Here is a 762-nt window from a genome sequence, read left to right as displayed (position 1 = left end):
TGTTAAACTGCCTTGGGTAATGCCGTAAGGTCCGACATTTTCTCCTGCAACGCGGGACAAACTTCCGCTGAAAGCATCACTGAACGCTAAACTGCCTTGGGTAATCTGATAGGTGAAAGTTGGATCAGCATCGCCATAGGTTTTGGATTTGGCATCCGCCGTTACTTCAATCGCACGTTGACCAATGGTTAAATCGGCACCAACAAACGATAAATCGTAATTCGCACCCAATGTTAAACTGCCTTGCGTAATACCGTAAGGTCCGACATTTTCGCCTGAAACGCGGGACAAACTTCCGCTGAAAGCATCACTGAACGCCAAACTGCCTTGGGTAATCTGATAGGTGAAAGTTGGATCAGCATCGCCATAGGTTTTGGATTTGGCATCCGCCGTTACTTCAATCGCACGTTGACCAATGGTTAAATCGGCACCAACAAACGATAAATCGTAATTCGCACCCAATGTTAAATCACCTTGAGTAATGTCGTAAGAACCGACATTTTCGCCAGAAACCCGGGACAGACTTCCACTAAAAGCATCACTGAACGCCAAACTGCCTTGGGTAATTTGGTAGGTGAACGCCGGATCGGAAGCGCCATACGTTTTTGATTTTGCATCCGCGGTTACTTCAACAGAACGTTGACCGATAGTTAAATCGGCACCGACAAACGATAAATCGTAATTGGAACCCAATGTTAAATCACCTTGGGTAATATCGTAAGAACCGACATTTTCGCCAGAAACCCGGGACAGACTTCCGCT

General features: G+C 46.3%; 1 protein-coding gene. It reads right to left on the bottom strand.

Translation table 11 applies throughout. The features are described from left to right. Nucleotides 1-762: MBG domain-containing protein (locus tag FCR2A7T_RS15260; protein ID WP_035118869.1), on the bottom strand; the 762-nt coding region annotated here is incomplete at both ends.

The organism is Flavobacterium cauense R2A-7, from assembly GCF_000498475.1.
GTDB classification, from domain to species: Bacteria; Bacteroidota; Bacteroidia; order Flavobacteriales; family Flavobacteriaceae; genus Flavobacterium; species Flavobacterium cauense.
The sequence above is the reverse complement of the archived record's forward strand: the minus strand, read 5'-3'. Positions and strand labels throughout refer to the sequence as shown.